14 protein-coding genes are annotated in these 15,216 nt (G+C 63.0%); 5 read left to right on the plus strand and 9 right to left on the minus strand.

Annotated elements, in window-relative coordinates:
- Positions 1-7: 7 nt before the first annotated feature.
- Together AC1DX4_RS00285 and AC1DX4_RS00290 are read right to left on the minus strand one after the other, a co-directional pair.
- A complete protein-coding gene (locus tag AC1DX4_RS00285; protein ID WP_477218418.1) occupies positions 8-292 on the minus strand; it encodes a PqqD family protein in 285 nt (94 codons plus the stop codon).
- Positions 293-874: 582 nt separating this feature from the next.
- Positions 875-1,723, minus strand: coding sequence for a DUF2259 domain-containing protein (locus AC1DX4_RS00290; RefSeq protein ID WP_477218419.1), 849 nt, complete (start codon positions 1,721-1,723; stop codon positions 875-877).
- A 155-nt stretch (positions 1,724-1,878) separates the two neighbouring features.
- Here AC1DX4_RS00290 and AC1DX4_RS00295 point away from each other — a divergent pair, with 155 nt between their 5' ends.
- Complete coding sequence (locus AC1DX4_RS00295; protein WP_477218420.1) at positions 1,879-3,786, plus strand: propionyl-CoA synthetase; 1,908 nt, start codon at positions 1,879-1,881, stop codon at positions 3,784-3,786.
- Between the two features lie 132 nt (positions 3,787-3,918).
- On the plus strand, positions 3,919-5,001 hold the full coding sequence (locus tag AC1DX4_RS00300) for an acyltransferase family protein (protein WP_477218421.1): 1,083 nt from the start codon (positions 3,919-3,921) through the stop codon (positions 4,999-5,001).
- A gap of 58 nt (positions 5,002-5,059) precedes the next feature.
- On the opposite strand, the gene AC1DX4_RS00305 is transcribed toward AC1DX4_RS00300, so the two are convergent.
- A complete protein-coding gene (locus tag AC1DX4_RS00305) occupies positions 5,060-5,659 on the minus strand; it encodes an NADPH-dependent F420 reductase (RefSeq protein WP_477218422.1) in 600 nt (199 codons plus the stop codon).
- Positions 5,660-5,721: 62 nt separating this feature from the next.
- The gene (locus AC1DX4_RS00310; RefSeq protein WP_477219084.1) at positions 5,722-6,456 is read right to left on the minus strand and encodes an SDR family NAD(P)-dependent oxidoreductase; all 735 of its coding nucleotides are present in this window, start codon (positions 6,454-6,456) and stop codon (positions 5,722-5,724) included.
- Positions 6,457-6,722: 266 nt separating this feature from the next.
- Here AC1DX4_RS00310 and AC1DX4_RS00315 point away from each other — a divergent pair, with 266 nt between their 5' ends.
- From AC1DX4_RS00315 to AC1DX4_RS00325, 3 genes are read left to right on the plus strand one after another with little or no spacing between them, the layout of a single operon-like run.
- Positions 6,723-7,619 (plus strand): LysR family transcriptional regulator, encoded by an 897-nt coding sequence (locus AC1DX4_RS00315; protein ID WP_477218423.1) that lies wholly within the window; start codon positions 6,723-6,725, stop codon positions 7,617-7,619.
- 22 nt (positions 7,620-7,641) lie between these two features.
- Positions 7,642-8,307, plus strand: a complete 666-nt coding sequence (locus AC1DX4_RS00320) for a GntR family transcriptional regulator (RefSeq protein ID WP_477218424.1) — start codon at positions 7,642-7,644, stop codon at positions 8,305-8,307.
- The gene (locus tag AC1DX4_RS00325; RefSeq protein ID WP_477218425.1) at positions 8,304-8,768 is read left to right on the plus strand and encodes an OsmC family protein; all 465 of its coding nucleotides are present in this window, start codon (positions 8,304-8,306) and stop codon (positions 8,766-8,768) included. The genes AC1DX4_RS00320 and AC1DX4_RS00325 overlap by 4 nt, the downstream gene beginning before the upstream one ends.
- A 44-nt stretch (positions 8,769-8,812) precedes the next feature.
- Here the strand turns inward: AC1DX4_RS00325 and AC1DX4_RS00330 are convergent, their stop codons facing one another.
- From AC1DX4_RS00330 to AC1DX4_RS00350, 5 genes are all read right to left on the minus strand, one after another.
- Positions 8,813-11,200: a polysaccharide biosynthesis tyrosine autokinase gene (locus AC1DX4_RS00330; RefSeq protein WP_477218426.1), complete on the minus strand. Its 2,388-nt coding sequence runs from the start codon at positions 11,198-11,200 to the stop codon at positions 8,813-8,815.
- Between the two features lie 137 nt (positions 11,201-11,337).
- Positions 11,338-12,234: a UTP--glucose-1-phosphate uridylyltransferase gene (locus AC1DX4_RS00335; protein ID WP_477218427.1), complete on the minus strand. Its 897-nt coding sequence runs from the start codon at positions 12,232-12,234 to the stop codon at positions 11,338-11,340.
- A gap of 74 nt (positions 12,235-12,308) precedes the next feature.
- Positions 12,309-13,277, minus strand: coding sequence for a glycosyltransferase family 2 protein (locus AC1DX4_RS00340; protein WP_477218428.1), 969 nt, complete (start codon positions 13,275-13,277; stop codon positions 12,309-12,311).
- Entirely contained in the window at positions 13,267-14,217 is a 951-nt protein-coding gene (locus AC1DX4_RS00345; RefSeq protein ID WP_477218429.1) for a glycosyltransferase family 2 protein, read from the minus strand. Before AC1DX4_RS00345 ends, AC1DX4_RS00340 begins: the two co-directional genes overlap by 11 nt.
- Entirely contained in the window at positions 14,217-15,206 is a 990-nt protein-coding gene (locus AC1DX4_RS00350) for a glycosyltransferase family 2 protein (protein WP_477218430.1), read from the minus strand. The genes AC1DX4_RS00345 and AC1DX4_RS00350 overlap by 1 nt, the downstream gene beginning before the upstream one ends.
- Positions 15,207-15,216 lie beyond the last annotated feature (10 nt).

Genomic DNA, 15,216 nt, shown 5'->3' on the forward strand with positions numbered 1-15,216 from the left:
TCAGCCATCAAGCACCTGGGCCGGCGAGGATGCCTTCCGAGACCAGATCGGCGGCCAATGCCGCCATGTCCTCGTCGAGCGTATCCTTGTCGACCTCGAACTCCGCGCAAAGCAGGCCGACGATCTGATCGAGGCTGCGCGCACCATCGACCTTGTCGAGAAAGGCTTCGGTTGTGCCGTTGCAGGTATAAAGCTGGCCGCTGCGCGCCAGAAGCACGACGGCACCATCGCCGACATGCTGGACCGAGGCGTCGTCCGCCAGCCGCAAAACTGTTCCAGATACAATTTCCATCACCAACCCCAACAAGCCTGCAAGAACCCCGAAATGAGATAGCGCGGTGGTGCGGCGCTGTCTATCGGCCGGCCGGGGGAGATGGCGTCTCGGCTCGTGCGGTCTTGCATCTTCCAGGATTTGCCCTGTCGGAAAATTGCATTCAAATGCCCGCTCGCGTCCGAAATCGTCCCAGAAATAGTCGTCAGCGCTAGATGACAAGCAAGTGAACTGGCCGGCAGGACCGTTGCATTTCTTCCCCTAAGTAAGGTAAGGACTCCCGGGGTTTTGGGGAGATAGCGTATGCGTTACAATTGGGAGCGGGCTCCGACGACTTTCGAACGTCATCGAAAAGCCCTGGCGGCAGCCATTTTGATCTTCGGCGGCGTAGGCCTCATGCTGGTGGCACTGCCGATCTAGTGCGATCGACATTTTGTCCAATGAATACTGTTTGTTAGAGCAATTCCAGGAAAAGTGGAAACCGGTTTTCCCGGGAAAAGCGCGTAGCGCTTTCCCTTGGGAATTGCGTGAAAACAAAGAGTTAGAGAGGGTCGCCGTTTCCGTGAAACGGTGAACCTCTCTTGACGGCTATCGACCGGCCTCTCAGCGAGGCTGCCCGGTCACGGCAATGAAGCGGCGGTCGCGCCCTTCAAAGCCCTGGCTGAAGCGCTGCACGAGTACGACAATCACCGCCGGTTTGCCGGAAGGTGTGTATTCGTAGGATTCCGACAGGCTGTAGGAGGTCGGGCAATTCCTCGAGCCCGGCACGGCCTTGTCTTCGTGCAGGGTCTTGAACGGCTTGCCATCCTGTCCCTGCAGCGTGAGCCGGAAGCCGAGCGCCTTGCCTGTCCTGTCACCCTGAAGTGCCTTGTCACCTTGCGGTGCCTGGTCGCCTTGCTGCGCTTCTTCGAAACTCGCTGAACAATCGGTCGTGCTGCTGGCCAGTATCTCGTCCAGTTGGATCGTCGAAACCTCGGTCTCGTCGTAGAGCGGCGAAAGCCATTTCTGCGACACCTGTTCGAGGCGGGAAATGTCGGCATAGGCAACCATCTCGCCCGGAAAGGTGAACTTGTCGGAGGCCGTCTGCTTGCCGCGCGATGCGATGGCATATTTGGCAAGGATCGGTTTTGCCTTCGCGGCCGCCTGCGCCCTCGCCTGTTCAAGCGTCAGCGTCGACTCCTCGGACTGGTCGACGATCAGGATCGGCTTGCCGCCAACGAACTCATCGGTGCGGGTGTCGATGATATCGATCTCGGAATAACCGGAAGCCGAGGCGCCGGCATCGAGCTCACCATATTGCTCGAAGGCGAAATAGGTGCCATCCGGAGAAAAACCGATGATACGCCTTGCCGCGGCGTCTCCGGCCAGAGCGGTTGCTGTGGAGATCGCGAGCACCGCGCCGACCGTCAGCGCAAACACCGGTTTTGCCATGATCGACATGGAATAGCGCATTGTTCAGATCCTCCCCCGAGAAGACTTCACTTCACGACACAGTGCGCCAGGGGTCAAGCCGGGACCGGTTCAGATGAAAATCAGGGAAGACAGCGCCGGAAAAAACAGCATAGGCTGTTTGCAAAGACGCCAAATGGTTCCTGGGGAGGTTACGGATGGCTTCACGCTATCACGAGGTCTATGACGGCTGGCAACGCGACCCGGAACAATTCTGGGCGAATGCCGCCGGCGCCATCGACTGGTATTCGCCCTGGGACAAGGTGTTCGATGCCAGCGCCGGCGTCTACGGCCGCTGGTTTCCCGGCGCGACCTGCAACACCTGCTACAACGCCCTCGACCGGCATGTTGCCGGCGGACGCGCCGACCAGATCGCGCTGATCTACGACAGCGCCATCACCGGAACAGTGAAAAAATTCACCTATGCCGAGCTGAAGCGCGAGGTGGTGGCGCTGACCTCGGTGCTGAAGAACCGTGGCGTCGGCAAAGGCGACCGCGTCATCATCTACATGCCGATGGTGGCGGAGGCGGCCATCGCCATGCTCGCCTGCGCCCGCATCGGCGCCGTGCATTCCGTCGTCTTCGGCGGCTTTGCCTCGCATGAATTGGCCACCCGCATCGACGACGCCAAGCCCAAGCTGATCATCTCGGCCTCCTGCGGCCTGGAGCCGGGCCGGATCGTCGCCTACAAGCCGCTGCTCGACAGAGCGATCGAGATGTCCCGCCACAAGCCGGACGCCTGCCTGATCCTGCAGCGCGACCAGCTGCGCTGCGAGCTGAAGGACCATTTCGACATCGACTATGCCGATGCCGTCGCGCGCGAGCGGGCAGCGGGCGCCAATGTCGACTGCGTACCGGTGCTCGCCACCGACCCGCTCTACATCATCTACACGTCAGGCACGACCGGCCAGCCCAAGGGCATCGTGCGCGACAATGGCGGCCATATGGTCGCGCTGAAATGGACGATGGAAAACGAGTTCGGCGTCAAGCCGGGCGAAGTCTTCTGGGCGGCGTCCGATGTCGGCTGGGTGGTCGGCCATTCCTACATCGTCTACGGCCCGCTGCTGCATGGCTGCACCAGCATCCTGTTCGAAGGCAAGCCGATCGGCACGCCGGACGCCGGCACCTACTGGCGGGTCATCTCGGACCATGGCGTCGTCGCGCTGTTCACCGCACCGACGGCGTTCCGGGCGATCAAGGGGCAAGACCCCAAGGGCGAGTTCGTTCCCAAATATGATCTGTCGAAATTCCGCACGCTGTTCCTCGCCGGCGAGCGCGCCGACCCCGAAACCATCAAATGGGCGGAGCAGAAGCTCAGCGTGCCGGTGGTCGACCATTGGTGGCAGACCGAGACCGGCTCGCCGATGACCATCAATCCGGCCGGGCTCGGCCTGTTGCCGGTGAAATACGGTTCGCCCGGCGTGCCTATGCCCGGCTACGACATCCGTGTGCTCGACGATGCCGGCCACGAAGTGTCGCGCGGGACGCTCGGCAATGTGGTGGTCAAGCTGCCGTTGCCGGCCGGCTGCCTGCCGACGTTATGGAATGCCGACCAGCGCTTCCGCCAAGCCTATCTCGACGAGTTCCCCGGCTTCTACAAGACAGCCGATGCCGGCATGATCGACGAGGACGGTTATCTCTACGTGATGGCCCGCACCGACGACATTATCAATGTCGCCGGCCACCGGCTGTCGACCGGCGCCATGGAAGAGGTGCTGGCCGCCCATCCCGATGTCGCCGAATGCGCCGTCGTCGGCATCGCCGATGCGATGAAGGGCCAAATTCCGCTCGGCTTCGTGGTGCTGAATGCCGGTGTCACGCGTGACGGCGGCGCCATCGAGAACGAAGTCGTCGCGCTGGTACGCGAGCGCATCGGCCCTGTCGCCGCCTTCAAGACCGTGGTGACGATCAAGCGCCTGCCGAAGACACGGTCGGGCAAGATCCTGCGCGGCACCATGCAGAAGATCGCCGACAAGGAAGAGTGGACGATGCCGGCAACCATCGACGACCCGGCCATCCTCGATGAGATCACCGCTGCGATGAAGGCGCGCGGGATCGGGATTTGAGGCTGCGCGGGAGCGATCCCGCGCAGCCTTTCCTTGCCGGCCGGCCTATCCTGAGCGGCAAGCAATACTTTTATTGTGCAATGCAGCAAGCCACCCTACAGTGACGGGTGGGGGGCCATCCGGCGGTACGGTATGGCTCAGCAGAAAATTACGTTTGGCGGCGTCGACATCCTGCGGTTTCTCGCCGCCGTGCTGGTCATGGTCTACCACTATGGCTTCTGGGTGTGGGCCTATCCCGATGGCATCTCGGCGCAGGCCACGGGCGGCGTGCCGGCACAGCCTGGCATAGGCGCCTGGGTCGGGTCAGGCTGGGTCGGCGTCGAGATCTTCTTCGTCATCAGCGGTTTCGTCATCGCCTTCAGCGCCGAAAAATCGACGCCGCTGCGGTTTTTCGAGGCCAGGGTCAAGCGGCTGGCGCCGGCCGTCTGGATCTGCGCGCCGATCACCGCGGCGCTGCTGCTGCTCATCGGCCTGAGCTGGCCGACCGATGCGGTGGTCAGGCTCGTGCGCACCGGCCTGTTCGCGCCCTATGGTCCCTGGGTGGACAGCGTCTACTGGACACTCGGCATCGAGATCGCCTTCTACGCCATCGTCTGGGTCCTGCTGCGGCTTGGCCGCTTCGATCTGATGGAGACGGTTGCCATCGCCATCGGCCTGGTCAGCACGCTGTTCTGGTGCCTCTATTATCCGCTCGGCTGGGCCGACTTTGCCGAGACGCGCTGGCTGCAGCTCACCCTAGTGCATCATGGCTGCTTCTTCGCGGTCGGCGTGCTGCTGTGGCTGATGCGGTTCAAGGCGCTGACGGTCCCTCGCCTTGGCTTCTGCCTGCTGTTTCTTGGCGGCGGCGTGCTGCAGATCGCCAGTTCGGTCGATGTCCACAGCATCAAGGTCAATGCGGAGATGCCCTATGCGCCGCCAATCCTGATCTTCCTCGTCGCCATCGCCTTGATGGCATGGTCGCTGCGGCTCGACCTCAGTTGGAGCGGCTGGCGGCGGATAGGCCTGATGACCTATCCGCTCTACCTGCTCCACGACGTCGTCGGCGCGGCAATGCTCGGGGCGCTGGTCCGCGCCGGGTTGCCTTATCTCCTGTCGATGGCGTTCGTCGGCGCGACCATGATCGCGGCAAGCTGGCTGGTGGCGACGGAGGCCGAACCGCGCATCCGGCTGCTGCTCGACCACACGGTGTTCCGCTATCGGCTCAAGGCCGCTTAGACGCCATCGTGGACGGGCTCGGGCAAGCAGCACCTCCGACCAGTGGACAGTAAATCCGTCACTGCTCCTTCTTGAACAGGTCCTGGAAGATCAGCTGGCCCCAAATGCGGCCGCGTGCGTGCACCAGCGCGCCACCCTCGTTGAGCTTTCCCAGCTTGACGGGCGCGAACCCGAGTTGTTTGGCCAAGGCCGCCACGGGAGCGATCGCGTCCTCGTCGTCGCTCGACAGAAAGACCACCCGGTGGCCGCCCTCGACGACCGGATCGGCAGCCAGGGTGGCTGCAATCAGGTGATTGAACCCTTTCACGAACTTGGCGCCGGTGAACGACTTCGCAACGAAGGCGGAGGACGGGAGACCGTCCAGCTCTTCAGGGACAGGAAACGCGTTCATCGCGTCGATGACCGTCTTGCCTTTCCAGCTCGGCAGGGCTTTCGCAACCTCGCGATGCTCCCCGAAAGGGACCGCCAGGATGATCGTGTCGGCCTCGAGTGCTTCCCGCAGCGACTTGGCGACGACCGTGGGTCCGATCGCCCTAGCCTGCGGCGCCAACGCCTCGGCCGGCCGCCGGCTCGCGACGGTCACGTCGATGTTTTTACGGGCGAAGGCGTGGGCGAGGGCCTGGCCTATCTTACCGAATCCTACAATTGCGTAGCTCATAGTGCTTCTCCTATCCGTGTTGATATTGTTTCCCCGGCCTTCAACGGCGCGGGGTTAGTGCGTCAGAGTTGCGCAAGGCCGCCGTCAACGGCGACCTCGCTGGCGGTCATGAAGCTGCTGTCCGAAGACGCGAGAAAGGCAGCCACCGCTGCGATCTCCGCCGGATCGGCCATGCGCTGGAGCGGAGTCACCGCGGCGAAGACCTTCTGGCCCTCCTCGCCTAGCGCTTCCTTCGCGAGTTCGGTCGCCGTCGCCCCGGGCGACAGCACGTTAACCCGGATACCGGTGCCCTTCAGGTCCTCCGCCCAGGTCCGCGCGAGATTGCGCACTGCCGCCTTGCTCGCGCTGTAGGCGGTCATCCCCGGGGCGCCGGTGGTGCCGGCGCTCGATCCGGTCAGGATGATCGAACCACCGTGGCCCATCAGCGGCAGAGCCTTCTGGACCGTGAAGATTGTCCCCTTCACATTGGTGTCGAAGGTTTCGTCAATGTGCTCGGCGGTGATCTCGCCGAGCGCAAGCTGGCTTCCCGCCCCCGCATTGGCGAAGACGATGTCGAGGGTTCCGCGCTCGGCCTTCACCGCCGCGTAGAGTCGGTCGAGGTCAGCCAGATCGGAGACCGAGCCCTTCACTGCGCGGGCATTAGGCCCGAGGTCGGCCACAGCGGCGTCGAGCGCTTCCTGCCGGCGGCCGAAGATGAAGACGAAGGCACCGTCCTCGATGAAGCGCTTTGCCGCGGCGCGGCCAATGCCGGTAGCGCCTCCCGTGATGACTGCAACCTTACCCTCAAGCTTTCCCATGACTTTTCCTTTCGTCGTGTCGGACAGCATCTGCCTCCGAGACCTCGAAATGGGTTCGCCGGCGGCAAGTGTTGAGTGCGCAAGCGCGCATATCGGTGGTGCGAAATCGATCCGGTTGAACGACTGACGCCAGTCGCGACGATCGGTGTCCGCCGTTCGGAGTTGGGCAGCGCTCGTCGGCATAGGCTATGATGACCGCCGGTACTGATGTTCGATGCGTTAGACACGGGCCTTGGAAAGCGCACCGCGCGGTGCGAGATTGCACCATGATCGACTGGGATGACGTTCGCTACTTTCTTGCCGTCGCACGCGGAGGCTCGGTGCGGGCTGCCGCCGCGCAGCTCGGGGTGAATCATTCAACCGTGCTGCGACGCATCGCCCAGCTCGAGGAACGCCTCGGGGCGCAGATGTTCGAAAAGCTGCCTTCGGGCTACCGCTTGACGGCTGCGGGCGAGGAGGTTCTCGAACTCGCGAACCAGATGGAAGCGTCGTCGCACCAGTTGGAGACGCGCGTCTTGGGGCGAGACCAGAGCGTGCGCGGACTTCTGCGGGTGACGCTGGCGCCACCCCTCGCGACACACCTGCTCATGCCGGACTTCGCCGATTTCGCGCGTCTGCATCCGGACATCGAGATGGAAATCTTGTCGTCCGGCGAGCTGGCAAATCTGACCAACCGAGAGGCCGACGTCGCGATCCGTGTCGTCTACGACCGCAAAACCCTGCCGCTCAATCTTCACGGTCTGAAGGGATCGGAGCTGTTCGGCGGCGTCTACATGTCCCGGGATCGACTAACAGCATGGCGTGCGGGCGCGCTTGATCCCATCAGGTGGATCGTCATAAGCAGTCATGGAGTTCCGGACTGGGCCGGCGAGGGTGAGGTTCGCACCACGGGGGTTCCATTCAGAACCACTGACGGCGAGGCGCAGATCGTTGCTGTACGGCAGGGGCTCGGGATGACGACGCTGCCGTGCTTCATCGGCGATGCCGACCCCCTGCTGGTGAGGGTGCCGGGCACCGACCTGCACATGTACGGAACGGTTTGGCTTCTCACACACGGCGAGACACGCAAGACGAAGCGCGTGCGGCTTTTCACCGAGTTCGTATCCCGCAGGCTCGCCGCGTACGCTCCGCTTCTCGCGGGGCTGTCTGTATTGCGCGACTGATGCGCACCAAGCCGATTAGGGCTTGACCAATTCCGAGGAAGCCCATTACTTTGGATCCATGGATCCAAAGTCGATTTTCAGCGAGTTGCAGGACGCGATCGAATCTGGGGAATTGGCACCAGGTTCCGTTCTCAAGCAGGAATTGATCGCCGAGCGTTTCGGGGTCAGCCGCCAGCCGGTCCGGCAGGCCCTCGACCAGTTACTTGGAAGTGGCCTGGTCGTGCGGCGTCGCGATCGAAGCCTGGCGGTAGCGATCCTCTCGGAACGGGAGGCGGCTGAACTGTGCGAACTTCGGGCTATTCTGGAGGTCGCGGCCTTGGAGCAGTCTTTGCCGGAGCTTCAGCCTTCCGCCTTGCGCAAGGCTGAAAGGCTCAACGACGAGTTGTTCGCGGAGTATGATCCGTCGCGGATTCTTGACCTCGACCAACAGTTTCACCTCACGCTGTACAGCGGCTGCACGAACACTCGATTGCTCAAGTCCATCGGAGACCTCCGACGAGAATCCCGGCGGTCGACCCTTCACCAGGAGCGTGGCGCCCAGGAGCGCATTGATTTTTTCGAGGAACACGCGGCGATCGTTGCCGCTTGTGCAAAGCGCGATTTCGACGCTGCGACGCAGCATCTTCGCCGCCACCTCACTCAAACGACTGCAAGACTTCTTTCCATGCCGACAAAGGATCCATCATGAAAATGACCGTCGAGATACATTGGGAGCGCGAAGGAGCGGTCTTCACCGACAAGCGGTACAGCCGTGCGCACATTTGGCGCTTTGACGGCGGCCAAGTCGTGCCGGCGTCGGCTTCGCCGCATATCGTTCCCCTTCCTTATTCCGTGGAAGCCAATGTCGATCCGGAGGAGGCCTACATAGCGGCGATCTCCAGCTGCCACATGTTGACTTTTCTCTCGCTGGCGGCGCCCAAGCGGATCGTCGTCGAGAGCTATACCGACAAGGCGACCGGCATGATGGAGAAGGTCGACGGAAAATTGATCGTCAGCCGCGTCGAACTCAATCCGACCATCGTCTACGCCGGCGAGCAGCCAACCGCCGCAACGCAAGCGGAACTGCACCACCTGGCGCATGAACAGTGCTTCATCGCCAATTCCGTCAAGACGGAAATCCAGGTAGCCGCCGCTGAGGTATCCATTTAAGAGCCGTTCCACGACAAGCGTGAAACGGCTTTCCTGGAATTGCTCTAAACCGGTGCCTTGGTGCGCACTTCCGACTTGTCGAGATAGTAGCTCGAATATTTGTCGAAGAATTTCTCCGACGCGCCGAACGATCCGTATTTGGCGAGCTTCTTCAGGTCGACCTTGTTGAGCACCGCGCCGACGATCTTGTTGGCGACATAGGGTTCGGATTCCAGCATCGACCGCACCATGGCGCGCGGCGTGCGGCCCCATTCGGTGACCAGCACGAAGCCGTCGACCAATGGCGCGAAGGCCTTCGCGTCGACCACCGGCCCAAGCGGCGGCAGATCGACGACGATGTATTCGAACGTCTCCTTGGCGTTCTCGATGAAACGCCGCATTCCGGCCGAGGACAAGAGCTCGCTGGTGTGCGAGAAGTTGCCGCGCAGCACGGCGGGGATGATGGCGAGCTTGGTCTGCCGGTCGATCTTGCCGACGGATTGCCAGGTCTGGCCGTTGACCACGGCTTCCATCAGGCCCTGCTCGGCCTCCATGCCGAGGCTGCGGCTGAGGCCCGGATTGCGCAAGTCGCCGTCGATGAGCAGCGTCTTGGCGCCGTTGGCGGCAAGCAGCCCGGCAAGGTTGGCCGCGACCGTCGACTTGCCTTCGCCGGGAAGCACCGAGATGACGCCGACGACGCGGCTGCCTTGCCCTTCCATGACGACATCGAAGGCGATCTTGGCGCTGCGCAGCGTTTCGGAGAACATCGATGCTGGAGCGTCAATGCTCACCCGCATTCGGGCGCGCCTTTCGATGGCGGCAGGCGATCTGGCTGCCTTGGCATCCGGCTGAGCCTCGGCCTGCTTGTCCTCCTTGGCGGGTCTGCTGCCGATGCTCGGCAGGTAGCCGAGGAATTTGAGGCCAACGCGGTCGCGTACCTCTTCGCCGGTTCGGAAGAACCGCTCGTTGAATTCGTTGAGGCCGCCGAAGCCGGCGCCCATCAGCATACCAAGCACCAGCGACAGGCCAAGCACCACCACCGTGCGCGGACTCGAAGCCGCCTGCGGCATCGAAGCATCCGAGATGATGCGGATCTTGCCGACCGGGAAGGATTGCTGCTGCGCGGCTTCCTCGTAGCGACCGAGGAACGTCTGATAGAGCGTGGTGAGCGCCGTCGCCTTCTGGTCGAGGTCACGCAACTGGACCTGCGACTGGTTGTCGATAGAGCTCTTGCCTTGCGCCGAGGCGACATTGGCCCTGAGTGCGGTTTCGCGCGCCTGCGCCACCTCATACTCGTTGCGATAGCTTTCGGTCAGTTGCTTCAGTTCACCGAAAATCTGCGTTGATATGTCGGCCTTCTCCTTGGCCAGCGCCATCGCCTGCGGATGCTGTGGGCCGAAATTCGCCTCGACGTCCTGCAGCCGCTTGGCGACCGTGAGATAACGGGTTTTCAGCGCTGCGATGACCGAGCTGCTTGGCTGGTCGGCCGATATGGCGGCGTCATTGAAAGCGTTGTCGGAGCCGCTATCGATAATCGCCTTGTACTGCTGGTAGCGGGCGCTGGCGCGTGCCGTGTCGGCCTGCGCCACGATGAGCTGGGCGTTGAGATCAGCAAGCTGCTTGTCGCTCATCAGCTGGCCATCGCTGTTGGCGGACAGGCCGTGTTCGGCCCTGAATTTCTCGACCGCGAGCGATGCCTGCTGCGAGCTTTCGCGCAGTTCCGTCAACCGGCCCTGCAGCCAGACCGCCGCGCGCTCGGTGGCGTCGAAGCTGGCATCGAGCTGGTCGGCCAGGTAGGCCTCGGCATAGGCCTTGGTGATCGCCGCCGACAATGCCGGATCGGTCGACTGATAGCCGAGCGCGATGACGTAGCTTCGCCCAACACGCTCCGCCCTCACCTCGTTCTGCAGCTTGAGGATTGCGTAGTCGCGACTCGACGTCGCGATAAGTGCATCACGGGTTGCAGGGTCGAGCTTGCTGATGTCGCCAACCCCGGGAATGGTGGGGCTGGGGCGGACAAGCTGGATCAACCCACGGATGAAACCGACGCCCTTGGCCAGCGCCGACTGGGGCGGGTTCATGAAGGCATCGTTCTGGCTGAGCTTCAGCTTGTCCACGACCACGGCGGCAAGCCGCGTCGAGGTCAGGATCTCGATCTGGCTCAGAATGGCGGAATCGGTTTGCATCGTCGTCGACGCCGCCGAGATGTCGTCGACGATCTTGTTCAGGCCCTCGTCGATCAGCACGCTTGAGACCGAGACAAATTTGGGCGGCGTGGTCTGCAGATAGAGCATGCCCAGGAAAAGACCGATGGCGGCGCACACTGCAACGACCTTCGCCTGCCGTGCAGCCATGCCAAGCAGCCGCTCGATATCGATGAAGTCTTCGCCGTTTCCTGCGTCCGAATTCGGCAATGGCATCCTCTTGTCGAGAGGAAAATTGGCATAATTCATCGTCGGTCCAATTCTAGCTTACAGGCGCCTTAAAGATCGGGAGCATCGCCAAAGGCAACGCAAGCTTCATGCCAGACGGCGGGGGCCTGTCGGCCCCTCGCCGCCAGCCATCCGGCGATACTCCCGAAAGATGGGCATTATGCGGCTTCTTCCTGACGTTCATGCGACCGGACGAACTCCTGAAGCATCTCGAAAACCGGGCCCTTCATGTCGTTGCGCGCCAGCGCAAAGGCGATGTTGGCCTGGATAAAGCCTTCCTTGGACCCGCAATCGAACATGCGGCCCTGGAAAGGCTGGGCAAAGAACGGCTGATCCTTCGACAGGCGGACCATGGCGTCGGTCAGCTGGATCTCGTTGCCGGCGCCACGCTGCTGATTGCCCAGCAGCGCGAAGATCTCGGGCTGCAGGATGTAGCGGCCGTTGATGTAGAAGTTCGACGGCGCGTTGGCCGGGGCCGGCTTTTCGACCATGGCCGAGACCTGGAAACCGCCGCCGATATCGGCGCCGCGGCCGACAATGCCGTATTTGTTGGTCTCGCTCGGATCGCAACGCTCCACGGCGATGACGTTGCCGCCGGTGCGCTCATAAAGGTCGACGGTTTCGGCGAGACATCCGCGCCCGCCGAACGACACCATGTCGGGCAAAAGCAGGGCGAAGGGCTCGTTGCCGATGACCTCACGCGCGCACCAGACGGCATGGCCGAGGCCCTGCGGCGACTGCTGGCGGATGAAGGAGGTGGCGCCGGCCACCGGCAGCATGCTTTCGAGCGCCTCCAACTGGGTCTTCTTGCCGGTCTGCTCCAGGGTTCCGATCAATTCCGGATGCAGGTCGAAATAGTCCTCGATTACCGCCTTGTTACGCCCGGTCACGAACACGATGTGCTCGATGCCGGCTTCGAAGGCCTCGTCCACCGCGTATTGCACGACAGGCCTGTCGACGACGGGAAGCATTTCCTTCGGCATCGACTTGGTCGCCGGCAGGAACCGTGTTCCAAGCCCCGCCACCGGTATCACGGCCTTCCTGATTTTCTTCATCGCAAATTCCTTCTGAGGAGATCGACTGCAGTTCCTTCACAGGCCACGAAAAATCCCTCCATGTGCCTGCATCTTCACCTCCCCACCCCCACGGCAAATTGTGCCGCTACTCGTCGCAACCGCACGGCGATCGGCATGCCCATATGCCTGACCGCCGCCGGGTCGCTGAGCGCCGTCCGGATCGCCTTGAGCGGGGACCGCGCCTTGATATGCTGGACCATCGCCAGGAAGGAGGCCGCCTTGCGCAGGCTGCGGCCGCGCCGGGCAAAGGCCGCCTGGGCTGCCCCATCCATCCGATGGGTTTGAGCGAATACGGCGTCCGCCTTGCGCATGGCTTCGACATGGTGAAGCTCGAGCACACGCGAAATGGAGCCGCTGCGAATATGATAGGCATAGCCGATCTCAGGCTCGACCACGCATCGGCCGCCCTTGGCGAGAGCCTCGGCAAACAGGATGTAATCCTCGCCGATCCTCAGTTTCTCGTCATAGCGAAGCCGGTTCTCGTCCAGGAACCGGCGCTGGAAGATCGGCTTGAGGTAGCCGAGGTTGAACTTCGATTCGAAGACGATGTTGCCGGCGATGTAGGTGGCGAGCGTTATCTCGCGCAAGCCTTCGAGATACTGCCTCGGGAACATCGCATCCTCGACCACGCCGTCCTCGCGGATGACCTGGAGATTGTCGACGGCGATCTGGGCATCCGCCCTTTCGGCGCGGTCGATCATGGCGGCGATGCGGCCGGGAAAGACGGCGTCGTCGGAATCGAGAACCGCGATCCAACTGCCGCGGGCGACGTCGAGTCCGGCATTTCGGGCACCGCCGGGACCACGATTCTTGGCCAAGGCGACGATGCGCACAATGTCCCCGGGATAGGCCCGCGCCACATCGAGCGTGGTATCGCGCGACTGGTCGTCGACGACGATGATCTCGACGCTGACACCCTTCTGCGCAATGGCGCTGGCAATCGCCCGGTCGAGCGTTGCCTCGGCATTGTAGGCGGCGATGACAAAGGAAACATCAGGGATTGGGGAAACGTCAGGCTGCACGCTTGCCTCCTTTCCCAGGCGAGGATTGGCCGTAGAGGCGGATCTCGCGGATGCCGACAAGGCCGCTGACGACGCCGACATGCATGATGCCGCGCAGCACGCTGCGGTTCCTGCGCACCGGGCTGGCGACGACCGGAAGTGCCGCGGCGAAACAAAAGGCTGCCTTTGCGGAGGCCAGGCCGACATGCTTGATCAGCCCGATGCCACGCGCATTGCTGCCCAGAAGATGGCCATGTGTCTGACCGACGCGAAAACGGCGACGGCCGAGCCAGTCGAACGCCGCCCTTGCGCGCGGCACGACCTCGTCCACCCAGGCGTCTTGAGAAAACGCGATGCGGCCGTCGGCCTTGACCATCTGATCGAAGAACTCGGTGTCTTCGCCACCGGTCTGGCCGCGCGCCAGGCTGAAGCGGCGGCCGCGCAGGCTGTCCGATCCCATGCGCAGCAGGACGTTGCAGGTGTAGCCGGTGCGGATCTCGCCACCCACCCAGACCGGCAAGGTCGAGTGGAAATCGCCGCGCCGCATCCATTCGGGGGCATCCGGGCGGTAAAGCGCCCGCACCGGGCCGAGCACGGCTGTTGCACCACTGTCCTCGGCAGTCGCCACCAGCTCGGCCAGCCAACGGGAAGAGGCCGTTTCATCATCGTCGATGAAGGCGAGGAAATCCGCCTCGCTGGCATCGAGGCAAGCGTTGCGGGCGACCGAGATGTTGCGCGCGGGGGCATGCCGATAGCGGATCGGCAATTTCAGATCCTGCGACAGCGCCGTCACCAGAGCCTGCGCGCTTGGCGTGTCGTCATTGTCGGCGACAATGACGCTGATATCAAAGCCTGCCGGCATCTCCATGGCGGCGAGCGAGCGCAACGTATCGGCCAATTCCGGCCGCCGGAACGTGCACACGCCGATGTCGATGCTGCGGTTCCTGCTAAGAACCGCCATCACGCCACCCCGCGTCGTGCGCCGAGGCCGAGAAGCTGCAGCCAGAAGCCGACGGACCAGCCGAAATGCATGACCATCGCCGAGACGCCGGCAAGTGCTATGCCGGCATTGCGCTGGCGAATGGCCGTGACCAGGCCGTAGCCCAGGCACACCGCAGCCCAGATCAGCAGCGGCACCGCCGCGATCCATTGCACGAAGGAGAAGGCCGCGAGAAGAACCACCGGGAAGACCGCCAGCGGCACCATCTGCCGGACCTTCGGGATGACGCGGTGCTTCAGCACATTCTTGGCACGGCCGCGGCCATAGCCGAGATACTGGAAATAGAGGCCTTTGAGCGAGGCGCGCGGATAGTAGACCATCTGCGTCTTGCCGCTCATCCAGATCTTGTAGCCGGCCTGCCGCAGCCGGTAGTCGAGCTCGGCATCCTCATTGTGGCTGAACGTCTCGTCATAGCCGCCGACAGCGCCGAAGGCCGATATCCGCATCAGCGCGTGATGGCCGTGGTCGACCCATTCTCCGGCGGAGAGGTGACGATGCTTGGAGCCGCCGGTGCCGAGTTTGGAATTCTGCGCCGCCGCGACCGATTTCTGGACAGTGCCGCTGCCGCTGGTCAGCATCGAAACCACGACCGAATCAGCACCCGTGGCCATTGCCTCCTCAACCAGCCGGTCGCAATAATCGTCGGGATAGCCGCCATGCGCGTCGATGCGGATGAGATAGTCCGCGCCTTCACCGAACGTGCCGACGGCGAGATTGATCGCCGCGCTCTGGATGCGCCGCTTGTTGTGCAGCAGGATGACACGCGCATCCTTCGCGGCGGCCTGCTCGACAATAGCCAGCGTGCCGTCGGTGCTGCCGCCATCGGCGACGATGATCCGGGCGCCAAGCCTTTCAGCAGCGGGCCGCAATTGATCGAGCAGCGCACCGATATGGGCTGCCTCGTTCAGGCAGGGGATCACGATCAGGCTGGCGGGAAGCGCTTGCGTCATCAGGCGATGT

The sequence above is a fragment of the Mesorhizobium sp. P3_A8 genome (genome assembly GCF_056402995.1).